The 18,428-nt window shown below is 36.2% G+C and carries 16 protein-coding genes; 8 read left to right on the top strand and 8 right to left on the bottom strand.

Annotated elements, in window-relative coordinates; translation table 11 throughout:
• Positions 1-466: 466 nt before the first annotated feature.
• From VB248_RS14175 to smpB, 4 genes are all read left to right on the top strand, one after another.
• Positions 467-2,908, top strand: a complete 2,442-nt coding sequence (locus VB248_RS14175; protein ID WP_323297448.1) for a penicillin acylase family protein — start codon at positions 467-469, stop codon at positions 2,906-2,908.
• Positions 2,909-3,086: 178 nt separating this feature from the next.
• On the top strand, positions 3,087-3,515 hold the full coding sequence (locus VB248_RS14180; protein ID WP_323297449.1) for a hypothetical protein: 429 nt from the start codon (positions 3,087-3,089) through the stop codon (positions 3,513-3,515).
• Positions 3,516-3,707: 192 nt separating this feature from the next.
• A complete protein-coding gene (locus VB248_RS14185; protein WP_323297450.1) occupies positions 3,708-4,307 on the top strand; it encodes an OmpH family outer membrane protein in 600 nt (199 codons plus the stop codon).
• Positions 4,308-4,589: 282 nt separating this feature from the next.
• Positions 4,590-5,045 carry an SsrA-binding protein SmpB gene (gene smpB, locus VB248_RS14190; protein WP_323297451.1) on the top strand — a complete coding sequence of 152 codons (456 nt, stop codon included), beginning with the start codon at positions 4,590-4,592 and terminating at the stop codon, positions 5,043-5,045.
• Positions 5,046-5,146: 101 nt separating this feature from the next.
• Here the strand turns inward: smpB and VB248_RS14195 are convergent, their stop codons facing one another.
• A complete protein-coding gene (locus tag VB248_RS14195; protein WP_323297452.1) occupies positions 5,147-5,989 on the bottom strand; it encodes an OmpA family protein in 843 nt (280 codons plus the stop codon).
• Between the two features lie 276 nt (positions 5,990-6,265).
• Between VB248_RS14195 and VB248_RS14200 the strand changes: the two genes are divergently transcribed.
• From VB248_RS14200 to VB248_RS14210, 3 genes are all read left to right on the top strand, one after another.
• Complete coding sequence (locus tag VB248_RS14200; RefSeq protein ID WP_323297453.1) at positions 6,266-6,802, top strand: hypothetical protein; 537 nt, start codon at positions 6,266-6,268, stop codon at positions 6,800-6,802.
• A gap of 117 nt (positions 6,803-6,919) precedes the next feature.
• Complete coding sequence (lhgO, locus tag VB248_RS14205; protein WP_323297454.1) at positions 6,920-8,122, top strand: L-2-hydroxyglutarate oxidase; 1,203 nt, start codon at positions 6,920-6,922, stop codon at positions 8,120-8,122.
• Positions 8,123-8,325: 203 nt separating this feature from the next.
• On the top strand, positions 8,326-10,089 hold the full coding sequence (locus VB248_RS14210) for an ABC transporter ATP-binding protein (protein WP_323297455.1): 1,764 nt from the start codon (positions 8,326-8,328) through the stop codon (positions 10,087-10,089).
• A 158-nt stretch (positions 10,090-10,247) separates the two neighbouring features.
• Here VB248_RS14210 and VB248_RS14215 read toward each other — a convergent pair whose 3' ends face one another.
• Entirely contained in the window at positions 10,248-10,736 is a 489-nt protein-coding gene (locus VB248_RS14215; protein WP_323297457.1) for a GNAT family N-acetyltransferase, read from the bottom strand.
• Positions 10,737-10,965: 229 nt separating this feature from the next.
• Positions 10,966-11,367, bottom strand: coding sequence for a DUF983 domain-containing protein (locus VB248_RS14220; protein ID WP_323297458.1), 402 nt, complete (start codon positions 11,365-11,367; stop codon positions 10,966-10,968).
• 126 nt (positions 11,368-11,493) lie between these two features.
• Here VB248_RS14220 and VB248_RS14225 point away from each other — a divergent pair, with 126 nt between their 5' ends.
• Positions 11,494-12,588: a J domain-containing protein gene (locus VB248_RS14225; protein ID WP_323297459.1), complete on the top strand. Its 1,095-nt coding sequence runs from the start codon at positions 11,494-11,496 to the stop codon at positions 12,586-12,588.
• On the opposite strand, the gene VB248_RS14230 is transcribed toward VB248_RS14225, so the two are convergent.
• The 5 genes from VB248_RS14230 to purD form a co-directional block, all read right to left on the bottom strand.
• Positions 12,585-13,820, bottom strand: a complete 1,236-nt coding sequence (locus VB248_RS14230; RefSeq protein ID WP_323297460.1) for a glycosyltransferase family 4 protein — start codon at positions 13,818-13,820, stop codon at positions 12,585-12,587. The two genes, VB248_RS14225 and VB248_RS14230, sit on opposite strands and share 4 nt — an antisense overlap.
• A gap of 201 nt (positions 13,821-14,021) precedes the next feature.
• A complete protein-coding gene (locus VB248_RS14235; protein WP_323297461.1) occupies positions 14,022-14,654 on the bottom strand; it encodes an LON peptidase substrate-binding domain-containing protein in 633 nt (210 codons plus the stop codon).
• Between the two features lie 121 nt (positions 14,655-14,775).
• Positions 14,776-15,312: a gliding motility lipoprotein GldH gene (locus VB248_RS14240; protein WP_323297462.1), complete on the bottom strand. Its 537-nt coding sequence runs from the start codon at positions 15,310-15,312 to the stop codon at positions 14,776-14,778.
• Positions 15,287-16,864 carry a PSP1 domain-containing protein gene (gene ricT / locus VB248_RS14245; protein WP_323297463.1) on the bottom strand — a complete coding sequence of 526 codons (1,578 nt, stop codon included), beginning with the start codon at positions 16,862-16,864 and terminating at the stop codon, positions 15,287-15,289. The genes VB248_RS14240 and ricT overlap by 26 nt, the downstream gene beginning before the upstream one ends.
• Positions 16,865-16,944: 80 nt before the next feature.
• Positions 16,945-18,225, bottom strand: a complete 1,281-nt coding sequence (purD, locus tag VB248_RS14250; RefSeq protein ID WP_323297464.1) for a phosphoribosylamine--glycine ligase — start codon at positions 18,223-18,225, stop codon at positions 16,945-16,947.
• Positions 18,226-18,428: the final 203 nt, after the last annotated feature.

Here is an 18,428-nt window from a genome sequence, read left to right on the forward strand (position 1 = left end):
GGTTGCGTTATTGCCAATACGAAAAAAATGGCTCAAACGATTTGGGTTTTGTGATTTTTTTAGAGGAGTAATAATTTTTTAATATTTGGTATAAAACACTAAGTGTTGATTGCTTGGTAAAATATAATTTGGTTTTATTTTGTAAAATTAACAGTTTGTATTGAAATAATGTTTTGTAATAAAATTTTATTTTGTTTTGAAAATTGTCCTTTATTAGGAAAATGATAAAATGTGTAATCAATTTTGTATTTTTTGAAGTAGATACATTATTTAAGATTAAGAGTATTATGTTGAATCCTTTTTGTTAACAGCTAAAGTAACAGTCTTGTTGTAATTTCTTGTCAGAACTGTTCTGTGGGGCAATTAAAATGTTTATTCCCTGCTTAATTTTTGATTTCAACTAAGTTTAATATAAAATTTCTCTAAATTAGTGCAATTATCGTCAAACTAACATTTCTCATTTTCAATGAAATACTTCAAAACAATAGCATCGCTGGCGATTACCGCAAGTTTATGTTATGCACTCAACAGAGGTTGGGGTTCTGCTCCTGCTTTTGGTCGTTTTCTTAGTCCCTTTACTGGTTTTTGGGTAAATGGCGAAAAACCTCTTAGCGATAAGTCTTTAGAAGGTTCTTTACAATTAATAGGCTTGCAAGATGAAGTAACCGTAGCGTATGACGAATTGGGAATTCCGCACATTTTTGCTAATAATGACCACGATTTATACATGGCTCAGGGCTATGTTACGGCAAAAGATAGACTCTGGCAAATGGAGTTTCAGACGCACTATGCGGCTGGTCGCTTAACAGAAATTGTAGGCGAAAAAGCTTTGGAGTCGGACCGTTATAACCGCCGAATGGGAGCTGTATATGGAGCTGAAAAATCGTTGACTGGTATGATGGAAGACCCTAAGTCGAAAGTGGCTCTCGAGGCGTATTCTGAAGGAGTAAATGCTTATATCAATCAATTATCAGTAAGGACATTACCTGTTGAATACAAGTTATTAGGTTATCAGCCAGAGCTTTGGACTCCTCTGAAAAGTGCATTGTTCTTGAAAAATATGTCTTTTGTTTTGGCTTCTGGTACAGACGATTTACGAATGACCAATATTCTAAGAAAGTATGGCAAAGAAGTAGCGGAAGAACTTTTCCCGAATTATCCTTTTGAAGAAAGTCCCATCATTCCCACAGGTACGCCACAAGACTTTACGCCACTGCCTTTACCAAAAGCTCCAGCAGATTTTGTAGGCATGGGAAGTATGAAAGCACATCCTGAAAGAGACAAAGGGATTGGCTCAAACAACTGGGCGGTAAGTGGCTCAAAGTCGGCTTCGGGTTTGCCACTTTTAGCAAACGACCCACACCTTACGCTAAGTTTACCTTCTATTTGGTATCAGATGCAATTGGTTGGCCCTGGTGTAAATGTGTATGGAGCTACAATGCCAGGTACGCCAAATGTAATTGGCGGTTTCAATCGTGACATCGCTTGGGGTGTTACCAACGTTGGAGCGGACATTGTGGATTGGTATGAAGTAAAATTCAAAGATGCCAAAATGAATGAGTATTGGCACGACGGACAATGGAAGAAAATCACGAAGCGTCCTGAAAGTTTTATTATGAAAAATGGTGAAATCGTTAGAGATACCATTTTATTTACCCATCATGGCCCAATTGTATATTTAGATGCTGAAAAACCATTCAAGAAAAATATTCCCACGGGGCATGCTTTGCGTTGGATTGCTCATGATAAATCTCAAGAATTGACTACTTTTTATCAATTGAACCGAGCAAAAAATTATGATGATTATGTAAAAGCCTTGAGTTTTTACTCTGCTCCAGCCCAAAATTTTGTTTTTGCCAGCAACCAAGGCGATATTGCTCTTTGGGTAAATGGCAAATTTCCACTAAAAGCAAAACTACAAGGAAAGTATATCTTGGACGGAAGCGATAAAACTGCCGATTGGCAAGGTTTTATTCCGCACGCACACAATCCACATGTGAAAAACCCGTCAAGAGGTTTTGTTAGTTCGGCAAATCAATTCTCAACAGACCCCTCTTATCCTTATTATATCAACTGGGAATTTGCTCCTTCCGAACGTGGAAGACGTATCAATCAGCGTTTGGAGGCAATGACTAAAGTAACTGTTGATAGCATGAGAGGTTTACAAAATGATAATTTCAACCTAAAGGCGAATGGTATTCTTACGCAATTAATCGGCTTAGTAAAAACGCCAACGCCTAAACAAGCCAAAGCCATTAAAATTTTACAAGCTTGGAATAAAAGAAATGACCCAGACGAAATTGCTCCGACGATTTTTGAAACGTGGGCTAATTTCTTGTACGAATCTGTTTGGAAAGATGAATTTGCTTATGACGAAAATATTCCGATGAAGTACCCTTCGGTAGATAAAACGATTCAACTTATCAAGCAAAATCCAACAGCAAAATGGTTTGATAATGTAAACACCAAAAACAAAGTAGAAACTTTGGAAGAACTGGCAAGTACTTCTTTAACTGCTACTTTGGACAGCCTAACGAAATGGCAAAAATCTGATATTGGTACAGCTTGGGCTTGGGCAAATTATAAATCAACTGATATTAAACACTTGATTCCGGGCTTGAATGCTTTCAGTAAAATGGATGTAAAAATTGGTGGCGGTGCAGGTATTGTTAATGCTATAACCGAACGCACGGGGCCGTCGTGGAGAATGGTTGTACAATTAGGAAAAAATAACGCTGTAAAAGCCTATGGTGTAATTCCGGGCGGACAGTCTGGAAATCCTGGAAGCCCACATTACGACGATATGATTGAAACTTGGCGACAAGGAAAATTGAATGAATTATTATTCCTTCAAAACAAAAACGAAAAATCAGCAAGAATTAAAAAGACGATTAAACTGACAAAGTAGCGATTGGAGCTTATTAGTTTCTTTAGGCAATAAGCAAAAATACTTTTTATCGTGAAAAATAACATTTTGCCTATTGCTAAAGCTTACAGCTTAAAGCAAATTTTTTAAATCATTTAATGATATTTCTGGATAGCTGATGACCGAAAGCTCATCGCTAACCTATTAAATTAGCCAAACAATGACTGAAAATACTGTTAAAAATACACAAGAATCTTCCTCTTTTTTAAAGAAATTAGGAACGTCATTTTTTAGTCCGCTAACATCACTGATTATTATGTTAGCTTTTGTGAGCCAATACTTTTTCGATTGGTGGGTAATAGCCCTTGCTGCTTTTACGGGTTGTTATCTACAAGCCAAGTCGAGTGGCGAAGCCTTTCGTAAGAGCTTTGTAGCCATAGCGATACTCTGGCTGATGATTATTCTGTACTATCATATTGCTACGGATGGCATACTTTCTACTAAAATTGCTTCTATTTTACCATTGAACGGAAACGCTGGTTTACTAATTTTTATTTCCGTTTTGATTGGTGGATTAGTTGGTGGTTCGGCAGGAGTAAGCGGTTATTTAGTCCGTGATTCGGTCGATAAATATCAAAATAAATCGTAAATTTTAGAATTAATAACATTGTTTTACTGAATAATAATATTAACTATTTGATTTTCAGTATTTAATGTTCAAATTGTGGCATTTTCAAATTGACACAATTTTAGTATATTTGTCAAATTTTATCTTCCAAATCCCCAATTGAAGACTAACTACTTACAAAAATTTCCCTCTGGGGCAGGGATTTTAACTGAAATGAAAAAATTATCTTTAATCTTGTGCGGAGGTTTATTAGCGTTAGGAGTAATCTCTTGTGATAAATCAGGCAACAAGGAAACAGCTTCTACGGGTGCTTCAACTTCAGCAAGCAGTAGTGGCAAAAGAACAGTGTATGTAAATACAGATTCATTGTTGGCAAATTACCAATTCTACAAAGATGCTCAGAAAGAATTTGAAAATAAGGGCTATCGTTTACAAGTAGATTTAGGTCAGCGTGAAAGAGCTTTACAAGGTGAATTACAAGCTATTCAGCAGAGAGCACAAACAATGACGCAAGCTGACTTACAAGCTGCCGACATGATGTTGAAGAAAAAAGGCTCTGAATTACAGCAGTATAGCCAACAAAAACAAGCAGCTTTAGCCGAAGAACAAGCTAAAAAAATGCAAGAATTGTATGCTAACATTCGTGAATATGTGAAAAAACATAACGACGAAAACAAATTTGAATTTGTTTTAGGTTATACTTTAAGTGGCGGTGGAATTCTTTTTGCTGACGACAGTGCCGACAAAACAAAAGAAATCATCGAAGGCTTAAACAAAGAATATGCTGAGAAAAAAGGAACTACTAAAAAATAATTTGAACGTTATTCCTTAAAGTTTTTATAATTTTGTATAAAGAAAAGCCGTACAGATTTCCTGTATGGCTTTTTTTAGCAAGAAGTTTTACTGCAATTTATAAGTAATCGTGCAAAATTAGTTTTAGAATTTTGCTTTAGACTATAAGCTTTAGACAATAGACAAAATGTTTATTTTTACGAAAAAAGTATTTTTGCTTACGGCTTAAAGCCTATTGCCAAAAGCATTACCATTGATTTAATTCTACCTTATTACTTACAATTTGACTAAACTATATCAAAAATGGCAAAGGATAATATCGAAAAACATATAGAAATTAAAAACAGAAGAGCTTCGTTTGAGTACTTTTTTCTTGAAAAATTTACGGCAGGCGTAATGTTGATGGGAACAGAAATTAAGTCGATTCGCCAAGGAAAAGTAAACTTGACGGATGCTTATTGTTTGTTTCTGAACGAAGAATTATACATCAGACAAATGAATATCTCGAAGTACAACGAGGGTACGCACTACAACCACGAGCCTCTTAGAGATAGAAAATTGCTGTTGACTAAAAAGGAAATCAAAAAATTGCTGAACAAACTGAAAGACCAAGGACTGACGATTGTTCCGACAAGAATGTATATTTCAGAAAGAGGTTTTGCTAAAATCGACATTGCTTTGGCAAAGGGTAAAAAACTATACGACAAGCGTGACTCTATCAAAGAAAAAGATGTAAAACGAAGTATGGAACGGGAGTAGAGCGAGTGATGAGTTTTGAGTGATGAATTATGGCATTAGTCATACACGAAAGTATAAATGCTATTTCAGGTTTGGGATTTCTGATTTCGGATAAAACACACTTAATTTTTAGCTCCTGTGATGGCCGTTCCTCTTTTCAATTCCACAGGAGTACCGTTTACTACGTAGCCCAAAATCTTAATTTCTGTTCTTCGGTTTACGGCGTGTTCTTTTTCTGAACAATTTACTCCGTCTTTACAATGATTCAATAATTGTGTTTCGCCATAGCCTTTGGCTGTGATGCGTTCTTTCGGAATGTTTCCATTCCAGACAATGTATTCTACGGCAACTTCTGCTCGTTTTTGCGAAAGTGTTTGGTTAAATTCAGTACTTGCTCGGCTGTCGGTGTGCGAACCTAATTCTACCACAATACCGGGATTATCTTGTAGAATCAAGATTAAATTATCCAATTCTTTTTTAGCGTCTTCCCTGAGTGTCCATTTACTGAAATCATAATGAATATTTTCTACTTGGTAGATGTCGTTCAAATTGATTTTTTTTAGCCCGATTGCAGCTTCTACCAAATCGCTGTTGTCCGCAATTTTAGAAATATTTTCAATGATAATACCCGAAACACAAAAGATTTTTTTAGGGTCTTGCAAGTAACAAGCGGCATTAAAATTAGCTCGGCGAGTCATATATTGGTCGAACTGCCCAACAATATCATAGTCGTTTCCTTTATCAAGTTTAAATGTAGCAAAGCCATTTTTCACCATTGCCGAGTCTATTACTTTTCCCTTCGTTCGGTTGAAAAGCTTCATGTATGTACCTTCCAAATTAGCTTGATTGTCGCTGTCAAAAGCCCTTAGTTTTAGGAGATAAGTCTTGTTCGAATCGTTGCGTTTTGTTTGAGCAAAGCTTCCTAAAAAGCATATCCACAGGATACAAATAAGTATTGTTTTCATGGGTAAAATGGTTTAATAATTCTCTTAATAAAATCGAAAAATACTCAATTTTTAGTGTGTATCGTAGAAAAATAGGTTTATTAGTTTAAAAATGTGTGTGAAAAATTACTTAAAATGTATTTTTATAAAAGTATTTACTGCACTAATAACATATTTATAACGAAAAACACTGATTTATCTTTCTTTATAAAAATAGATTTTTTTAGCTACCAGAAGTCATTTTGGAAATTCACGAAGACTTCTATATTTGTAATGAATTTAACCGCCATTATATTCATGAAAAAGCTCCTAACAACTTTCGTTTGGGTGCTTTCAATCGGCTTTTTACAAAGCTGTAATGAAAGTATTGCCCCTGCTGTAAACCCAGCAATTAGCACTGACAACCGTGTTGTCAATGTAACACAAACTTTACTTAGCAACTCTTGGCAATTTAATGAGATTTCTATTCAAGCTGGAGAGAATGCAAAAATGCTATTTTCAAGACCCCGCCATATAGGACTCAACAATAGTATTATCAATGTATCGCTTACTTTCAAAACAGATGGAACGGTAGTCAGTCAAAATGAAAGTGGAGTATCACAAAAAGGCACTTGGAAATTGACAAACTACGATACGTTGTTGTCTCTTACTTTTGAAAACCAAGCTACTGAAACTTTTGAAGTAGAAGCTTTTGAAGATAAAATGTTTAAGTATAGTACTAAACTTGAAAAAGAAAAGACTGATGCCGCCACTTGGTCTTCAACTTTATCTTTATTGCAAGCCTCAGAAGCCGTAACAGAAATTAAAACGATTTATAAATTGTCTTCAATTTAATCAAAAACGAAGTTTGAATCAAAAGCCTGCAATGTTTTAATACCTTGCAGGCTTTTTGTTAGCAATTTACTTAGTATTTTTGTTGTATCATTTATTTTAGATAACACTAAATATACCATGCAGCATGATATTATCGTAATCGGAGGAGGAATTGTTGGACTCGCTACTGCTCTGAGAATCAAAGAACAAAGCCCAGCCCTAAAAGTGTTAGTACTTGAGAAAGAGTCGGAAGTAGCCTTACATCAAACAGGAAATAATTCAGGCGTTATTCACTCAGGCTTATATTATAAACCGGGTTCTTTGAAAGCTACTAATTGCATTAGAGGCTATCATCAATTGATTGATTTTTGTAATCAAGAAGAAATCCCCTACGAGCTTACAGGTAAAGTAGTAGTGGCTACCAAAAACGAGCAACGCCAACAGTTAGAGAATCTCTACGTTCGTGGACAGCAAAATGGTTTGGAAGGTTTACGTAAAATTTCGCCAGAAGAAGTAAAAGAATACGAACCTTACGTTACTTGTGTTGAAGGAATGTGGGTACCACAAACAGGTATTGTTGATTATAAGGTAGTTTCACAGAAGATTGCTGAAAAACTTAAAAACTTAGGAGCAGAATTTCGCTTTAATGAAAAAGTAACGGGCGTTACCAAAGGACATACTTTGTCGATTATCAAAACAGAAAGAAATACTTATGAAACCAAATTGGTGATAAACTGTGCTGGTTTGTATTCAGATAAAGTAGCTCAGATGTCACAAGATAGACCGATTGATGTGCGTATTGTTCCTTTCCGTGGCGAGTATTACAAGATTCGTCCAGAGAAACATTATTTGGTAAAAAACCTCATTTATCCTGTACCAGACCCTAATTTTCCTTTCTTAGGCGTACACTTTACCAGAATGATGCGTGGAGGTATTGAAGCGGGGCCAAATGCAGTATTAGCATTCAGAAAAGAAGGGTATAAAAAATTAGACATCAATCCTAAAGAATTGTGGGAAACCCTTACTTGGGGCGGTTTCCAGAAAGTGGCTGCAAAATACTGGGAAACGGGCTTAGGCGAAATGTATAGAAGTTTCTCTAAAGCTGCTTTTACAAAAGCTTTACAAGAATTGATTCCAGAAATTCAGGAATCTGACCTAATCGAAGGCGGAGCAGGCGTAAGAGCCCAAGCTTGCGACCGTACTGGCGGTTTGTTGGATGACTTCGCTATCATCGAAGACGAAAAAGTAATCAATATTTTAAATGCTCCTTCGCCAGCGGCTACTTCATCTTTGTCTATCGGACAAACAGTATCGGAAATGGCTCTGAAACGTTTTTCTTAAAATTTAAAATCTTTAACTTTCTAAAACCTGCGTTGACCAATCTTCGCAGGTTTTTTTATGGGATTATCTTTAAAAATTTCTTTAGAAAAGCCGTTAAATTAAGAAAACAGTATTTTAACTTCAACATACACAAACAGTAATAAAGAACTTATTTTTTTATATTCTGGTTAATAAATCAATACATTCCACGAACATAATTCCACATGAAAATACTTTTCCGTTATTTAAAAAAATACCAAATGACCGTTTTGGGTGCTTTGGTATTAGCTGCTGTTAATCAAATTTTTTCATTACTCGACCCTTACATTTTCCGTAAAATCATCGACGACGTAGCCACAATTTATCGCTCTGATAAATTCACTGTTCAACAATTCTTGGCTGCTATTTTGCCACTTTCTGGGGCTTCCATCGGTGTTGCTTTTGTGAGTAGAGTAGCCAAAAATTTTCAAGATTACTTCATTAGTACCGTTACCCAAAGAGTAGGAGCTCAGATTTATGCCGACGGTATTAGTCACTCTTTAGAATTACCTTATGAAACTTTTGAAGACCAACGTTCGGGCGAAACACTCGGAAAACTTCAAAAAGTACGAGTTGATGTTGAAAAACTGATTTCTGTGGGTATTAATATTCTTTTTCAATCGGTAATTGCCCTGATATTTATTTCGGTTTATGCCTTTTCGGTTCACTGGATGATTTTGCCTTTGTTCCTAATTACGGGGCCAATGATTGCTTGGATTAGCTCAGTTTTAAGCAAGAAAATCAAAACTATTCAGATTCAGATTGTAAAAGAATCCACTGGTTTGGCAGGTTCTACTACCGAATCGCTACGAAATATTGAGTTGGTGAAATCTTTAGGTTTGGCAAAGCAAGAAATCGCTCAGTTGAATGCCACTACCCAAAAAATCTTGGCTCTCGAACTCAAAAAAGTACGTTATGTGCGTTCAATGTCTTTTGTTCAAGGTACTTGTGTCAACTTCATCCGTGCCATGATGGTACTGGTGTTGATTTACTTGATTTATGAAAATAAGATTACTTTAGGTCAATTTTATTCATTGAATATTTACTCTTTCTTTTTGTTTGGGCCTTTGCAAGAGATTGGCAATGTGGTAAATACTTATCGTGAAGCAGAAGTTTCTTTACAGAATTTTGAAGATATTTTTAAAATTCCGACAGAAGTAAAACCTGCCAATCCGTATCCTGTAATAAGTATTGATACCTTGAAATTTGAAGAAGTAAAATTCCGTCATCAATCTGCTACGAAAGACGCTTTACGTAAGATTTCTTTTGAAGCTAAAAAAGGCGAAACCATTGCTTTTGTTGGTCCTTCTGGTTCTGGTAAATCTACTTTGGTAAAACTTTTGGTTGGTTTGTATCGTCCGAAAGAAGGGAAAATTTTATACAACGGACATAATTTTAATGAAATAGATTTCGACCAATTGCGTGAGCGTATCGGTTTTGTTACACAAGATACTCAGCTATTTTCGGGTACAATCCGTGAGAATTTATTGTTTGTAAATCCAACAGCGACCGATGAACAGTGTTTGGATGTATTGAAAAAAGCCGCTTGTAATACACTTTTAGAAAGAGCCGACAAAGGTTTGGATAGTGTTATTGGCGAAGGTGGCGTAAAAGTATCGGGCGGTGAAAAACAACGTTTGAGTATTGCCAGAGCTTTGTTGCGTAATCCGAATTTATTGGTTTTTGATGAAGCTACTTCTTCTTTAGATTCATTGACAGAAGAGGAAATTTCTGAAACTATTCGTGAAGTATCCGAAGGTCATACACATTTGACTATCGTTATCGCCCACCGACTTTCAACCATCATGCACGCCGATAAGATTTTTGTTTTGGAAAAAGGAAGAATCGTAGAAAATGGCTCGCATCACGAATTATTAGACCACAAAGGTTTGTATTATGCCATGTGGAGACAACAAGTAGGAGAGAAGGACGGTGTGGATGTAGAGTAGTTAATTTGTTTTTGGATTTGAAGATTTGGTAATTTGAAAATGGTTGAATTTGAAGATTTTGTATTTTGGAAAATATAAATCTTATCTTCAAACTTTCAAATTTCCACATCTTCAAATCTCCCAAAAGTGTATCTTCAAATCTTCAAATCCCCACATTTTCAAATTAAAGACTGGTACATCACAAAAGCATCAACATATCCTTTAGTTTGATGATTGAAGGCTTTTGGAATGGTACATAAAATCTCGAAGCCGATACTTTTCCACAATTTCACGGCATAAGTATTGGTACTTACTACAATATTGAATTGTATCGCTTTGAAACCTAAGTTTTTGGCTTCCTCTAAAGAATGTTCACCCAATAATTTGCCAATGCCTCTGCCCTGAAAGGCTGGATGAACCATATAAGAGCCATTGGCAATATGCGAACCTAAATCAATTTGATTGGGCTTTAGAATATATGTACCACAAATAACGCCATTCTCTTCCGCCACATAAGTAAACATATAATCTGCAAACCAATGTTTGGCTAAAGCACTTTTGGGAGTTTCTGGATGAATGACATAAGTATCACCAGAAGCAATTACTTGTCTGAAAATCTCCCAAATCCCATCATAATCTTTTGTAATATCAGCCTTTCTGATTTCCATTTTGTAAAATAAAATTTAAAAAACAAAGAGTATCATTCATCAGTAGTTCAGTACGAAGGACGCTAAAATTGTTGATTTTGGGTTTCGGATGTCGGATTTCAGCTTTATAAAAAACGTTTTTAGAAGTATTATATCCAATCTCCGAAATCCTAAATCTGTAATAACGTTAAAATATGTTGTCCAAAATCTCAAATTTCATTGCTCACAGCTTATAGCTCACCACTCTCAATTATCTCGGTTTATACTTTATAAAGCCAAACAAATGAATGAATATCGAACGAGAAATTCTAAAATTGAATGGTACTGCCGCCAACGAAAATACCGTGATAGGAATGATATAATAAAGTATCGGTGGGTCGTTGAAAATAATGTAAATCGCTACGCCCAAAAAAGCTAAAAACATCACATTGATAGCATAACTGATAAACATTGCCCCATACCAAAAACCCGGTTCTACCTCAAAACGCAAATTACAAACAGGACAATGAGCGTGCATTTGGTCAAATTTTGTTACTTGCCAAAATGGATACATAAACATTTTTCCTTCTCTGCACTGCGGACATAAGCCTTGTGCCATTGCTTGTAGCTTAGTACGCTTTACATCTAATCTCAGCTTTGTATTTTCTTCCATAAATTGTTGATTTTATTTCAGCAAAGTTAAATTTAATTCTACAATATTCTTTCTTTATCGTTGGTGCTTTCATTGTTTCAGGCATATTGAATACTTTTGTTATGAATACAAACGACAATAAAGCTTATGTCAAATCAAAATACCTTAATCCTTACTCTTCAATCGGATAAAAATTTATCTAAACTTCAGAAGCAGTTTAATAGTAATATCAAAAAAATCAATGAACTGAAAGAACGCTTGGTAAAGGATACTCAGCACTTAGCATTTATTAATAGTCGAATCAAAGCTGACCTTGTGCCTTTGGAAATGAAACAAATTGATAAAATCGTAGAAATGGTTTATCTTTTTGATAAACATTACGAGGAGTCTTTTTTCAAGAAAAAAGAAAAAGAAAAAATGGCACATTTTATTCTTTCTAAGTCGGAAGAATTGATTGAGCAAGCTGGAAAAGAGGAACTAAAAGTAATGTTTGATAAGTATTCCGACCAAACCTATGATGAAATATCCGAAGAAACGGAGACCGAAGGTTTAGACAAGATTAAGCAAATGATGAAAAGTATGTTCAACATCGAGCTAAACGAAGAGGAAGAAAACATCAGCGACCCCGATATTTTGCAAGATATATTTGAAAAGAAAATGGGTGAACGAGAGGCTTTTCAAGAAACACATAAAAAGGAGCAGAAGAAAACAGCCAAGCAATTAGAAAAAGAAGAAAAACTAAAAGCGGAAGCTCAAAATGTGAATAAGGCAGCAAGGAGTATTTATACAGATTTGGTAAAAACCTATCATCCCGACCGTGAACCTGATGAAGCCGAACGTGAACGCAAAACTGAGATTATGAAGCAAATCACGCAGGCTTATGAGAAAAATGACTTGTTTGAATTGCTACGTTTGAAAATTTCTTTACAGAGTATCGACATCAATGCTTGGAAAATGGCAGACGAACAATTGAAGTATTACAACAAACTTTTGAAAGAACAAATCATTGAATTAGAGCGTGAACATTGGGAATTACACCGATTAGCCAATGTACCAAGTGGCAATTTATTTCAACGTTTTGGCTACGATACCAATACGACAACAGTACGTATTAAACGTGAAATGACTCGCATAAAAAGTCTTGTCAAAACGCTTGAAAATGAAATAGCGATGTTGAGAACAAAAGAAAATATGCGAGCCTTTTTAAAAAACTATTCGATGTACGAAGATGATTTTTTCTAAAAACCATTTTTTACTTGTTCGCTAAGAGCAGCGTTAATTCTTTCAGAACCTGCTTTTAGTGACCAATTTTCTTGTACATTTTTGATAGCAAAATTTGCCATTTCTTCTCTGAGTGCTGGTTCAGCAATAAGTTGTTGAATGTACTTTGCCATTTCAGCCGTATTTTTATTGCTCAGAAAACCATTTTTGCCATGTATTACGGTTTCTCTTACTCCCCCTTCGGCAACAGCTACAACGGGCGTTCCGCAGGCGTTGGCTTCTAAAGGAGCAAAACCAAAAGGTTCGAGTTTAGAAGTATAAACCATACAGATAGCTCCGCCTAACAGCCTAATCAGCTCATCGTCAGAAACCATCTTTTTAAACTCAAGTACTACGCCAAGTTGTTGGGCAAGCGTAGCCATTTCTGTACCGTAGGCATCATCAGCTAAATTTCCAATCCAAACGATTTTGGGACGATTTTCTTTGATTTGTGCAATGGCACGAATGGCAAACTCAGGATTTTTATGACGCATAAAACTCCCCAAACCCACTACATAAGGCGTGTTTTTTGAAGGCTTTGCCACAGGTTTAAAAATACTTGTGTCAATACCCAAATAGCATACTTCTGAAGGCAAACCATATACTCTTTCGCAACTTTCGGCAGAGAAGTATGAGTTTACTAATACTTTATCAAAAGCTTTGTAGTTTTTCCATTCTTCTCTCACATAAGTACGGAAGCGATTAAAACGCCAAGCATTCGCAAAAGAATGCGTCCAGTACTCAAGGCTGAATTTACTTTGTGTTCTTTCGGGAGCTTCCCATACTTGTTTGGGCATGGCTTCGTACAAGAAACGCATCGGTTCGCCCAAGTACAAAACTTTTGGAATTTTCACAAAACGCCCAATAAATGGAACGGCAAAATATGAGCAGCTATTGGCTAAGAGTACATCAAAATTACCTGCATGAATTTCATCAGCACATTGCTGGCAGTGGGCTTCCATGGCCAACATATTGGCTTCTTTTTCAAAAAACAATAAGGAAATTTTCTCTTTGAAACTTGGATTTGCCTTTGAATGATGCAAAGCCACTTTATGAAGTACTACACTCGAAGGCAATTTCATAAAACCGCCTGCATCGGGGTCTGATGCCCACACTTCAACATGATGCCCTTGTTCTACCAAACCGTGGATATGATACTGTAAAGCACGACTTCCGCCACCACTATGTAAATTATGCCAAACAGCAATTTTCATCGAAGATATATATTAAAATATTAAGTACTGAATTGTGAGCTTTGAATGATGAATGTGATGGGATGTCGGATGTCTGATTTCGGCTTTCTGATTTATTAAGTCATTTTACCTTACCCAATTTCCGAAATCCCAAATCCACAATAATCTTAACTCCGTAAAGATTAAATCACTACTCACTCATTCTCTCAATTATAAGATGCCTCAAAAATTCAAAGGGTCGAGGTTTTTAAAATGCCCATTCATACTGATTCGCTCTTTGGTTCGCTCTATTTCTTGTAAAGTATTGATGATTCTTTCTAAATTTTGAATCAAATAACCTTGTCTTTCGGCTTCGGTAGGCATTTTTAATAATTGATATTCTTCCTCTAAAGTCAAACCAATTTTATGAGCTATCTGATAGGAGTAGGGCTGAGGTTTGTTGACATCAAAAGTATTTTCTTCGTCGATAAAACGATAAAGTGTTTTTACTCTTTCTACCAAACCGACCATTACAAAAGGTCTTACTTCGGGCATAGGCAACATTTCTAAAAGTCCGCCAGCGTAGGGTTTTAGAGCCATAGGATTTTGAAAGTCCAAGATTCTAAATACTCTAATGCCTTCGGTTTTGATGTCCATTCTTCCGTCTTCATATTTTTTAGAAAGAGCCGTTACTTTCACTTCTGTTCCAAAACCGGGAAGTTTACCATTGATAAAAGCAGGAATACCGAAGGTAGTACCATTATCAAGACATTCGTTGATGAGGGTTCTGTATCGAGGTTCGAAGATGTGAAGATTGAGGGCTTCCATCGGATAAACCACCAAATTAAGCGGGAATAAAGGAAGATATTTCTGCATGATTAAGTTTTCTTAGTAAAATAAACGACGCTGTTAATTGAGTTTTGTAGGATGAATCTCAATTCTCAATTCGTAATTCTGTATTGCTAAATTACTTATCTAAGAAGTCAATTGTTTACAATTAATGAACAACTTTTTCAATCGAAAATCCTGCACTGACAATGTCCACGAGGGGGTCTTGTCGCATATACTGGCGAATTTGTATTTTGTAAGTTCCTTTTTGTGGGAAATGAAAATCTTTGAAAGCTAAAACTTTATGGTCGTAAATATCGCCTAAGCCTTCACCCAAAGGTCGCCCAGTACTTTGGTCGAATAAAATTACTTCATCTAATTTTTGATGAATAATTTTTCCTGATGGCGAAGTTAGGTAATGCGTAAGGTAAAGGTTGTAATAAGGATACGAGCGGTTGTTGCGAATGGTATAAAAAACATTATATGCCGTTAGCGTGTCTTTTACTTCAAAAGTAAAAGTAGGCGTGTCTTTGATATACCATTTGGCATCTGGAATATCATAATTATCCTTCAAGATAGTATTGCTATCGCATGAAGTAAGTATGAAAGAACAGATAGCCAATAAAGCCAATAAAACTCCTTTTATGGGAGTTTTATTGACTTTACGAAATCCTATGCTTTTATGAAACTGCTTTGCTATCGTCATTATTGTTATTACGATTGTTCCGAGGCTGTTGCTGTTGCGGACGATTTGGTTTTTGGTTTGAATACTGAGGTTTTTTGTTACCTTGGTTATTCTGTACTTTTGGTTGCTGTGGCAACTTCTCCTGTGGCTCGTTGGCAGCATTTGCCGAAACATTTGGCTGTTGCTGAGGTTTAGGTTTGTGTTGATGCTGAGGTTTATGTTGCTTTGGCTGATGATTATTAGGCTTCTGCTCCTGAGCTTTTTGTCCTTGTGCTTTTGGATGCTGATGCCCCTTTTCTTGTTGAGGCTTCTCATCTACTTTCACGTGCGAACGCTGCTCTGGGCGATGCTCTCTTTTTTCAGCTTTGAAGTCTTTTCTTTCTGGGCGACTAAACTCTTTTTTGTCAGCCTTTATGTCCGGACGTTCTCCTTTTTTCTTATCAACATTCTTTTTGTTACCACCGTACTTTTTATCCATTTTATCCAAATCGGCATTCAATGGGCCAGCACCTTTTTCAATTTCTAAATCTATTTTAGCAGATTCTGCTCCGTCAATAGATTGTGGTCTGATTCCTTTTTCGTTCAAAGCCATAATTTCTTTGACACGCTCTACCGAAACAGGAATCCAGTTACTTTCTTCGCCTCTGTATCCAAACCACATCACTCTTTTAAAAATATCTGTTTTCTGTAAAAAGGCTTCCCCTTTTACCGTCAACAAAGATTTATCAATGGTCGGAATGTCCTTCAAGGCATCCATATAAGTTTCAAGTTCATAGTTTAAGCAACATTTCAATCGCCCACACTGACCAGAAAGTTTTACAGGATTCAAAGAAAGGTTTTGATAACGAGCCGCAGACGTTGTTACGTTTTTAAAATCCGTCAGCCAAGTAGAGCAACATAATTCTCTTCCACAAACACCAATACCGCCTACTCTGGCTGCTTCTTGGCGAAGTGAAATTTGTTTCATTTCTACTCTTACTTTAAACTCGCTTGCCAACATTTTAATTAACTCTCTGAAGTCCACACGGTCGTCGGAAGAGTAATAAAAAATGGCTTTGGTATTATCTGACTGAAACTCTACATCTGAAAGTTTCATGTTCAGTTTTAAGTCCTTGATAATTTCACGAGTACGGTACATCGTCGGATAATCACGTGCAACGGCTTGGTCGTGTTTTTCAAGGTCTTTTTCGTTGGCTTTTCGATAAATAACTTTAATGTCTTCGTTATCTTTCAAGCCTTTTTTCAACATTTGTAGCCTTACAAGTTCACCTTGTAAAGACACAAAACCAAGATGATGACCACTTGGTACGTCAACAATCACAGGGTCGCCAGCGTAAAGTTCAATTTGGTTGGTATTTCTAAAATACTCTTTTCTTCCTCCTTTAAATTTTACTTCAACAATGTTAAACTTATTGAAAGTTGGAATATCCATATTCGACAACCAGTCGAATACATTCATTTTATTACAACCTCCAGTACTACAAGCTCCATTGTTCTGACAACCGCTTACTGTTGCACCATCTTGTTTATTTTTAGTTCCGCAACTCCCTGAGGAGCATGATTTACATCCCATAATGATAAGAGTGAATCAAAGCTTTTCAACGCTCTGTGTCTGTGCTTTCATTCACTTTATGTGTATTACATTAAGTATAATTAATACCTCAACACATCTAACCCAATATCTTTTCGATAATATTTTCCATCAAAAAGCACATCATGGGCAGCTTTTTGAGATTTTTGAATGGCTTTTTCTAAAGTATTAGACATTCCCGTAAGAGCCATTACTCTACCGCCATTCGTTACTACTAAATCGTTTTCTAATTTTGTTCCAGCATGGAAAATCATCGCTTCGCTGATGGTATCATAGCCCACGATTACATCTCCTTTTTTATACTCATTCGGATAACCTCCCGCTACTACAACCGTGGTTACGGCGTGTTGTTTACTTACCGTAAAGGCTGCTTCGTGAAGTTCATTTTTAGCCGTAGCAATCATCAAGGCTAAGAAATCTGATTCTATTCTTGGTAATACTACTTCTGTTTCTGGGTCGCCCATTCGAGCGTTGTATTCAATTACATAAGGTTCGCCTTCGTGGTTCATTAAACCAATAAAGATGAAGCCATTATATTTGATACCTTCTGCTTTTAAGCCTGCCATTGTAGGCTTGATTACTTGGTTGTCAACAGCCTCAATGAATTTAGCTGTGGCAAAAGGCACGGGCGATACTGCTCCCATTCCACCAGTATTCAAACCTGTATCTGCTTCGCCGATACGTTTGTAGTCTTTGGCTTCTGGTAAGATTTTATACGAATCGCCGTCTGTCAATACAAAAACGGATAGTTCAATTCCTGTTAAAAATTCTTCAATGACTACCTTACTGCTGGCATCTCCAAATTTAGCATCCACCAACATTTCTGTAAGTGCATCTTTGGCTTCGTCTAAAGTTTGAGCAATAATAACCCCTTTACCTGCCGCCAAGCCATCTGCTTTCAAAACGATAGGTAATTTTTGGTTTTCAAGATAGCTTAAACCTGCGTCGAGGGTATCTTTAGTGAAAGTCTGAGATTTTGCCGTTGGGATTCCGTACTTCAACATGAAGTTTTTTGAAAAGTCTTTTGAACCTTCCAACATAGCTCCGTGTGCATCCGGCCCTACCATTAAAACATGTTGTAAATCTTCTCTCGACTGAAAATAATTTCTAACGCCTTTTACTAATGGTTCTTCTGGCCCAACAATAATTAGCTCGATATGATGTTCTAAAACGGCATCTGCTATTTTTTCAAAATCATTATAAGCAATGGGTAAATTTGTGGCAATTTGTGCTGTACCTGCGTTGCCGGGTGCTACAAATAATTTTTCACAAAGTGTACTCTGGGCAATTCTCCAAGCAAAAGCGTGTTCACGTCCGCCAGAGCCTAAAATTAGTGTATTCATTGATTGTTATTTTCTTAGGATTTAATGATACTGGGCTTAAGTAAGAGGCTTTATCTAACAAGCTTTTTATCATTAGAAACTATCATGGGGCAATGTTAAAATATGAGTGCTGAATTGTGAACGGTTCGCCGTAGCGATGTTGTGTTGTGAATTTAAAATACTAAATTTCAAAATGTTACAACATTTACAATTCTAAAATAATT

The sequence above is a fragment of the Arcicella rigui genome, assembly GCF_034929435.1.
In the GTDB taxonomy this organism is placed as follows: Bacteria; Bacteroidota; Bacteroidia; order Cytophagales; family Spirosomataceae; genus Arcicella; species Arcicella rigui.